This window comes from Thauera sp. 63, assembly GCF_000310165.2.
GTDB lineage: Bacteria > Pseudomonadota > Gammaproteobacteria > Burkholderiales > Rhodocyclaceae > Thauera > Thauera humireducens.
This window is the reverse complement of sequence record NZ_AMXC01000005.1, coordinates 198,795-206,471: the sequence shown is the minus strand read 5'-3', so window position 1 is coordinate 206,471 and position 7,677 is coordinate 198,795. Positions and strand designations below refer to the sequence as shown.

Here is a 7,677-nt window from a genome sequence, read left to right as displayed (position 1 = left end):
ACAATCTGGCAGCGGCACTCGCCATCGCGTAGCGCGAGGCGTTCGGCGGGGTTCGCCAGCAGCCGGCGCAGCGCCTGCGCCAGCGCCTCGACGTCGCCCGGCGGCACGGCGAGACCGGTGCCGGGCGGCAGGGTCTCGGCGAGCGCGCCGCCCGTCGTGGTCAGCACCGGCAGGCCGGCGGCGAGCGCCTCGCTGATCACCATGCCGTAGCCTTCGTAGTACGAGGGCAGCACGAACAGGTCCGCGGCTGCATAGGCGGCGTGCAGCCCGGCTTCGGAACATTCGCCGTGCACATGGATGCGTTTGCCGAGGCCGTGGGTGCGGATGAGTGCGCTGACGCGAGCGGCGTGGTCGGGGTCACGGCTCGCGTTGCCGACGAAATCGCACTGCCAGTCGAGATCCGCGACGCAGGCCAGGGCCTCGACCAGCAGGTTGTGCCCCTTGCGCGGGGTCAGCGTGGCGACGCACAGCAGGCGTGGCGGGGTGTGATCGGCTGCGGCGAGCGGCTGCGGGGCGACGCCCGGTTCTACGGCCGCAATGCGGGCCGTGTCGATGCCCATGCCGGCCACCCGTCGCGCGGTGAAGCGGCTGGTGGTGATCACCCCGCGCATGGATTGCAGGGCTGCGGTTTCCTGGCGTTCGAAGCGCTTGACCCGGTCCGTCTCCAGTCCGCATTCGTCCGCCAGCGGGTGATGCACCAGCGCGATCAGGCGCAGCCGCTGCGCGTGGGGGGCGACCGTCTCGGGCATGCCGCCGAGCGCCAGGCCGTCGATGACGACGAGGCTGTCGTCCGCGAGCGAGGACAGCGTGGCGCGCAGGGCGTCGCGTGCGATCTCGTCCGCTTCGGGGAAACGGCCCGCGAGCCCGATCACCTCGACCTGCCAGCCGCCGTGCCGCAGTTGCGCGACGATGTGCGCGTCGTACAGGTAGCCGCCGGTGCGTTGCGCGGGGTCGCCGGCGACGATGAAGGTGAGCCGCTGCATGCGCCCTGCGCTCATCGAGCGTTCCGATGCCGGCATTCGCGCAGCCTCACAGCGCGCCTTCGTAGCTCGCCCAGGCGATGTGCGATTCGTGCAACGTCACCTTCAGCCGTTCCAGGCCGCGGCCGCCTTCGCCCAGACGGCCGTCCCGGATTGCGGCCGCAAGCCGGTCGAAGACCACGCGCGCCATGAACTCGGTGGTGGTGTTCCTGCCGGCAAAGGCCGGCTCGTCGTCGAGGTTGCGGAAGTTGAACTCGGCCAGCACGGCGCGCAGCGTGTCGCTCGCGAGGCCGATGTCGACCACCAGTCCGTCCGCGTCCAGTTCGGTGCGCTGGAAGGTGGCGTCGATCAGGTAGGTGGCACCGTGGACGCGTTGTGCGGGGCCGAAGATCTCGCCGCGGAAGCTGTGGGCAATCATGATGTGATCGCGAACGGTCAGGGAATACATGGGCGCGTCTCGTGAAAGTGAAGGGGATCAGGGCTGCGGATAGCGGATGCGGTGGCACAGGGCGCCGGCGGGCGAGTACGCCAGCCGGTGCATCGTGGCGGGCAGGTCAGCGAAGTCGCTCTCGCCGCTGATCAGCACGTCCGGCAGGCTATCGACGAGCAGCGCCAGCGCGAGTTCCATCCGCCGGCGATAGTCCCAGCGCGGCAGGCGTTGCGGCGGCAGGTGGCCGACCTGGCTCGAGCGCAGGCTGAGGCGGCGGGCGTGGAAAGCCTCGCCCAGCGCAAGCGGCACGGCGCGTTGGCCGTACCAGCTCAGCTCGATCACGCTGGCTTCCTGGCCGGCGAGGCCGAGTGCGGTCGACAGGCCTGCCGGCGCGCCGCTGGCATGAAAGACGAGGTCGCAGTCGCCCGCGGCCGCGGCCGCGCCGGGTGCCGCGAAACGGGCGCCCAGGGCCATCGCCAGCGTGGCGCGCCCCGGATCGACGTCGATCAACTGTACTTCGGTACCGGGAATGCGCGCGCACAGCCAGGCCACGAGTGCTCCGACCACGCCGGCGCCGACCACCGCGATGCGGTCGCCGACCGAGGGCGCGCCGTCCCACACGGCGTTGACCGCGGTCTCCAGGTTGGCTGCCAGCACGGCGCGTTCGCTCGGCACGGCCTCGGGTAGCGCCACCACCGCGCTCGCGGGCACGACGTAGGCCTGCTGGTGCGGATGGAGGCAGAACACGCGGCGACCGACCAGCGCTTCGGCCTCGGCGCCGCAGCCGGCCTCGACCACGCCGACGTTGATGTAGCCGTACTTCAGCGGACCGTTGAATTCGCCTTCCTGGAAGGGCGCGCGCATGCGCTGGTGTTCGCTCGGCGGCACCTCGCCGCGGTACACCAGGCCCTCGGTGCCGCGGCTGATCGCGCCGAACAGGCTGCGCACGCGCACCGCGCCGGGTGAAAGCGGCGGCAGTGCCACCGGGCGCAGTTCGCCATCGCCTGGGGGCAAGGTCCAGAATGCGAGCGGATGGTCAGCGGAGGGGTGGGAACGCATGCAGTCGGTCCGGATCAGCAGGGGAAAATGCGGGCATGCCGATCTCGATGGCAGTCGTGTGATCGGCGCATGTCGGGTCGCGGCGAACCACCGCGGCGGGCGGCAGGTCTGAACGCGCATGAACAAGCATAGCCCGACTCCTGATGCCGGCGCAGCGGCGCGCGCTGTGGGCGTGCCGCCCGCGTGGCTGGAACTCGCGGCCGGCGCCGTCGTGCTGGTGTTCGTGTTTGCGGCCTTGCATGGTGCGCTGGCGTGGCCGCTCGCCGCCGCAGGACTGGCGCTTGCCGTCTATGCTGCAATGGCGGGGCTGGTCTGGCGCTACTGGCCGGATGCAACCCGCGGATTGGGGCCGGCGAACCACGTGACCTTGTTGCGCGGCAGTTTGGTGGCGGTGCTGGCGGGGGCGCTTGCGGGCTTTCCGGCCTTGGTCGGACACGCGGGATGGTTGGCCGCACTGGCGCTGGCGGCGCTGGCGCTGGACGGCGTGGATGGCTGGGCGGCGCGGCGCTGGCGCTGCGCCAGCGACTTCGGGGCGCGCTTCGACATGGAGCTGGACGCCTTCCTGATCCTGGTGCTGTGCGGCCTGCTGCTGGCGCTGGGCAAGGCGGGCGCGTGGGTGCTGGCGATCGGGGCGATGCGCTACGTGTTCGTCGTCGCGATGGCGGCCTGGCCCTGGCTGGAGGCGCCCTTGCCGGAGCGCTGGCGGCGCAAGGCAGTGTGCGTGTGGCAGGTGGTGAGCCTGCTGTTGTGCCTGCTGCCGCAGGTCGGGTCCGCTCTGGCCGGCGGCCTGCTGGGCCTTGCGCTGGTGCTGCTGGGGTGGTCGTTTGCGGTCGATGTGCGCTGGCTGTATCGCCATCGGCTGCGGTCTTGATGAATCTTTCGGAGGAGGAATCGCGATGAAGACTTCACGTCCAGTCCACGGTGCCCGAGCGACGCTGGTCGGCCTGCTGGCCGGCCTTCTGCTTGCGGCGGCGATGGCCGGTCCGGCCCGCGCCGAGCCGCGCACCTACCAGATCGACCCCGATCATTTCTCGATCGCCTTCAGCGTCCGCCACCTCGGCTTTGCCGACACCATCGGCCTGTTCCTGAAAGGCAGCGGCAGCTTCGTCTATGACGAACAGACGCGCGCGCTGAGTTCGGGCCGCGTGGTGGTGAAGGCCGACAGCGTATTCACCAACCATGGCGCGCGCGACAAGCACGTGCGTGACAGCGACTTCCTCGACGCGAAGGCGCATCCGGAGATCGTTTTCGAGGCCACCGGCTTCGAGCCGGGCGCCGACGGCAGCGGCACGCTGTCGGGCAGGCTGACCCTGCTCGGGCAGACGCACCCGGTGACGCTGGACGTGCGCCTGAACAAGGCGGGCGACTACCCCTTCGGCCATCGCAAGCACACGCTGGGCATCTCGGCCAGCACGACGATCAAGCGCAGCCAGTGGGGCATGGACTACGGCGTCGACCGCGGCATGGTGGGCGACGAGGTGAAGCTCAACTTCGAGATCGAGGCGCTGCGCGACTGAGCCCGCGCCGCAGCCTCAGCCGCCGATGTAGGACATCTCGATCTTGCGCAGCGCGGCGGTCTCGGCGGTGCGGATCTCGGAGTAGCGATCCTCGCGACCCTGCCATACATGGGCGATCGCCGCGTCCAGCGCCGTATCGTCGGCCCCGGCGCGCAGCAGGCTGCGCAGGTCATGGCCGGTCTGCGCGAACAGGCAGGTGTAGAGCTTGCCCTCGGTCGACAGGCGGATGCGGGTACAGGTGGAACAGAAGGCCTGCGTGACGGAGGAGATCACGCCGATCTCGCCTGCGCCGTCCTTGTAGCGCCAGCGCTCGGCGACCTCGCCGGTGTAGTTCGGGTCGACCGGCTCCAGCGGAGACAGGCGATCGATACGGGCGATGACGTCCTGCGAGGGCAGCACCTCGTCCATCTTCCAGCCGTTCGAGGCGCCCACGTCCATGAACTCGATGAAGCGCAGGATGTGGCCACTGTGACGGAAATGCGCGGCCATCGGCTCGATGTCGCCGTCGTTGGTGCCGCGCTTGACCACCATGTTGACCTTGATCGGCCCGAGGCCTACGGCCTGCGCGGCGGCGATGCCTTCCAGCACTTTCCCCACCGGATAGTCGGCGTCGTTCATGCGGCGGAACAGGGCGTCGTCCAGTGCATCCAGGCTGACGGTGACGCGATGCAGGCCGGCGTCCTTGAGCGAGCGCGCCAGCTTGGGCAGCAGCACGCCGTTGGTGGTCAGCGTCACCTCCACGCCGTCGAGCCGGGCCAGCATCTCGATCAGCCGTTCCACGTTCTTGCGCAGCAGCGGTTCGCCGCCGGTGATGCGGATCTTCTTCACGCCCCGGGCGACGAATAGCTTCGCCACCCGCAGGATCTCCTCGAAGCTCAGCAACTCGCGCCGCGGCAGGAAGGCGTAGTTGTCGTCGAACACCTCGCGCGGCATGCAGTAGATGCAGCGGAAGTTGCAGCGGTCGGTGACCGAGATGCGCAGGTCGCGCACGCTGCGCCCGCGGCGGTCGAACAAGGCCTCGCCCGCTGCGGGCACGTTCGCCCTTGCGTCGGTCGGAATCGCGACTGGGGCGTCGTGGATGGGGATGACTTTCATGTTCTTGTGGCTGCTGGGGTGTTCGGATTATGGATAGCGGCGCGGCGCGGTGCAATGATGCCGGTCAATCTTCGACTGTGACGGCGGGCCGAGGTGCCCGGGGCCGCAGGAGCGGCGGTGTATCATTCGCCTCCTGATCGAATCCGGCTTCTGGAGAACAACGACGATGGCCGAACCCAAGGCCCTGCCGGCATCGGCACTGCGCACCTACTGCGACCCCGCCTGTTTCACTTTCGATACGACCGACGCCCTGACCAGCCACGCTGGCGACCTGGGCCAGGCCCGCGCCGTCGAGGCCATCCAGTTCGGGCTGGCCATGGGCCACAGCGGCTACCACGTGTTCGTGCTGGGCGAGCCGGGCAGCGGCAAGCATGCCACCACCTTCCGCCTGCTGCGCGAGCGCGCGGCGAGCGAGCCGGTCCCGCCGGACCTGTGCTACCTGCACAACTTCGACGAGGCGCTCAAGCCGCGCCTGCTCACTTTGCCGGCGGGCCGCGGTGCCGCGCTGCGCGCCCACATGCAGACCTTCATCCGCGAACTGGGGCCTGCGCTGGGCGCCGCCCTGGACAGTGATGCGCATACCGAGCGTGTCGAGGCCTTGCAGACCGCGCACAAGGCGCGCGAGGAAGGCGCGTTGAAGGAGCTGAGCGAGGGCTGCGCGGCCGAATCGATCTCGCTGCTGCAGACACCCGAAGGCTTCGTCTTCGCGCCCACGCGCGATGGCGAGGTGATGTCGCCCGAAGCGTTCGATGCGCTGCCCGAGGACGAGCGCAACGCCATCGAAGCCCGCGTCACCGCCTGGAGCGAGAGGCTCGAGGACCTGCTCAACGATTTCCCCGGCTGGCGCAAGGCGGTGCGCGAGTCGATCGAACGCGCAGAGACCGAAGTGCTCGGCCCCGCGGTGTCGCACCTGCTGCGCGAGGTGCGCGAGGCCCATGCCGACCTGCCCGAGGTGCTCGCCTTCCTCGACGCCGTGCACAAGAACGTGCTCGACAGCGCGATCAAGGGCACGATGCTCGAGGAGGAAGACGAGGACATCGCCGAGCCCGAGGAGGCGAACCGCTACCAGCGCTATCAGGTGAAGCTGCTGGTGGATCACTCGGCCTCGCAGGGAGCGCCGGTGGTGTTCGAGAACAACCCCGGTTACGGCAACCTGATCGGCCGCATCGAGCACGTGGTGCAGCAGGGCAACCAGGTCACCCACTTCAACCTGATCCGCGCCGGCGCGCTGCACCGGGCCAACGGCGGCTACCTCGTGGTCGATGCCGAGCGCCTGCTGACCCAGCCCTACGCCTGGGAGGGACTGAAGCGCTGCCTGCGCGCGGGCGAGATCCGCATCGAGCCGCCGGCCGAGGCCCAGGGCTGGAGCGGCGCGCTGACGCTGGAGCCCGAGGCCGTGCCGAGCGCGCTGAAGGTGGTGCTGATCGGCGACCGCGACATCTACTACCTGCTGATGGATAACGACCCGGAGTTCGCCGACCTGTTCAAGGTGGCGGCCGACTTCGACGACGACCTGCCGCGCACGCCCGAGAACGAATGCGAATACGCGCGCCTGATGGCGCTGCTGGTCCGTGGCGCGAAGCTGCTGCCGATCGACCGCAGCGGGGTGGCACGGCTGGTGGAGGAGGGCGCGCGCCTGGCCGAGGATGCCGGTCGCCTGTCGCTCAACACGCGGGCGCTTTCGGACCTGATGCGCGAGGCCGATCACCAGGCCCGCCTGAAAGGTCTCGCCGCCACCGGTCGGACCGAGGTGGAGGCGGCACTGGCCGCGCGGGCGCGGCGCTGCAACCGCTATCCGACGCGGGTGCGCGAGTCCATCCTCGACGGCACCACGCTGATCTCCACCGACGGCGAGCGCGCCGGGCAGATCAACGGTCTGGTGGTGGTCGAACTGGCCGGCGAGCGCTTCGGCCATCCGGTGCGCATCACCGCCACGGTGCGCATGGGCGAGGGCGACGTCGTCGATATCGAGCGCGAAACCGAGCTGGGCGGTGCCATCCACTCCAAGGGCGTGCTGATCCTGTCGGCCTTCCTGGCGGCGCGCTATGCCCGCCACCAGCCGATGTCGCTGTCGGCCAGTCTGGTCTTCGAGCAGTCCTACGCGCCGGTCGAGGGCGACTCGGCCTCGCTGGCCGAGCTGTGCGCGCTGCTGTCGGCGCTGACGCAGATTCCCATCCAGCAGCGCTTCGCCATCACCGGCTCGGTGAACCAGTTCGGCGAGGTACAGGTGATCGGTGGCGTCAACGAGAAGATCGAAGGCTTCTACGACCTGTGCAAGGCGCGCGGGCTGGATGGCGGCCACGGCGTCGTCATCCCGGCCGCGAGCGTGCGCCACCTGATGTTGCGCGAGGACGTGGTGCAGGCGGCGGCCGAGGGCCGGTTCCACATCTACGCGGTGAAGACGGTCGATGAGGCGATGAGCGTGCTGACCGGCGTGGCCGCGGGCGAGCCCGATTCGAAGGGCGTGATCCCGAAAGGCACGCTGAACCACAAGGTCGCCACCGTGCTGGCCGAGATGACGGCGGCGCGCCACGCGCATTCCGACGCCGAGGGCTCGGCCGGCTCGCGCCAGCACCGCCGCCGGCACGGGGTCTGA

7 protein-coding genes are annotated in these 7,677 nt (G+C 69.9%); 3 read left to right on the top strand and 4 right to left on the bottom strand.

Annotation, left to right across the window (positions count from 1 at the left end; genetic code table 11):
- The 3 genes from C664_RS07155 to C664_RS07145 form a co-directional block, all read right to left on the bottom strand.
- The coding region (locus C664_RS07155) for a glycosyltransferase family 4 protein (protein WP_083483062.1) at window positions 1–998 on the bottom strand (998 nt) is incomplete at its 3' end.
- Window positions 999–1,029: 31 nt separating this feature from the next.
- Window positions 1,030–1,428 carry a 6-pyruvoyl trahydropterin synthase family protein gene (locus tag C664_RS07150; RefSeq protein ID WP_004256000.1) on the bottom strand — a complete coding sequence of 133 codons (399 nt, stop codon included), beginning with the start codon at window positions 1,426–1,428 and terminating at the stop codon, window positions 1,030–1,032.
- A 27-nt stretch (window positions 1,429–1,455) separates the two neighbouring features.
- Complete coding sequence (locus tag C664_RS07145; protein WP_004255998.1) at window positions 1,456–2,469, bottom strand: zinc-dependent alcohol dehydrogenase; 1,014 nt, start codon at window positions 2,467–2,469, stop codon at window positions 1,456–1,458.
- A gap of 118 nt (window positions 2,470–2,587) precedes the next feature.
- On the opposite strand from C664_RS07145, the gene C664_RS07140 reads away from it, so the two are divergent.
- Window positions 2,588–3,340 (top strand): CDP-alcohol phosphatidyltransferase family protein, encoded by a 753-nt coding sequence (locus C664_RS07140; protein ID WP_038011147.1) that lies wholly within the window; start codon window positions 2,588–2,590, stop codon window positions 3,338–3,340.
- 25 nt (window positions 3,341–3,365) lie between these two features.
- Window positions 3,366–3,986, top strand: coding sequence for a YceI family protein (locus C664_RS07135; RefSeq protein ID WP_004255995.1), 621 nt, complete (start codon window positions 3,366–3,368; stop codon window positions 3,984–3,986).
- A 15-nt stretch (window positions 3,987–4,001) separates the two neighbouring features.
- Here the strand turns inward: C664_RS07135 and moaA are convergent, their stop codons facing one another.
- On the bottom strand, window positions 4,002–5,081 hold the full coding sequence (moaA, locus tag C664_RS07130) for a GTP 3',8-cyclase MoaA (RefSeq protein ID WP_004255993.1): 1,080 nt from the start codon (window positions 5,079–5,081) through the stop codon (window positions 4,002–4,004).
- Between the two features lie 166 nt (window positions 5,082–5,247).
- Between moaA and C664_RS07125 the strand changes: the two genes are divergently transcribed.
- Window positions 5,248–7,677 (top strand): Lon protease family protein, encoded by a 2,430-nt coding sequence (locus tag C664_RS07125; protein ID WP_004255991.1) that lies wholly within the window; start codon window positions 5,248–5,250, stop codon window positions 7,675–7,677.

What these genes read in the sequence shown, in the direction of transcription:
- C664_RS07150 (WP_004256000.1), bottom strand. Translation starts at nt 1,428, where the DNA reads ATGTATTCCCTGACCGTTCGCGATCACATCATGATTGCCCACAGCTTC.
- C664_RS07135 (WP_004255995.1), top strand. Translation starts at nt 3,366, where the DNA reads ATGAAGACTTCACGTCCAGTCCACGGTGCCCGAGCGACGCTGGTCGGC.
- C664_RS07140 (WP_038011147.1), top strand. Translation starts at nt 2,588, where the DNA reads ATGAACAAGCATAGCCCGACTCCTGATGCCGGCGCAGCGGCGCGCGCT.
- C664_RS07125 (WP_004255991.1), top strand. Translation starts at nt 5,248, where the DNA reads ATGGCCGAACCCAAGGCCCTGCCGGCATCGGCACTGCGCACCTACTGC.
- moaA (WP_004255993.1), bottom strand. Translation starts at nt 5,081, where the DNA reads ATGAAAGTCATCCCCATCCACGACGCCCCAGTCGCGATTCCGACCGAC.
- C664_RS07145 (WP_004255998.1), bottom strand. Translation starts at nt 2,469, where the DNA reads ATGCGTTCCCACCCCTCCGCTGACCATCCGCTCGCATTCTGGACCTTG.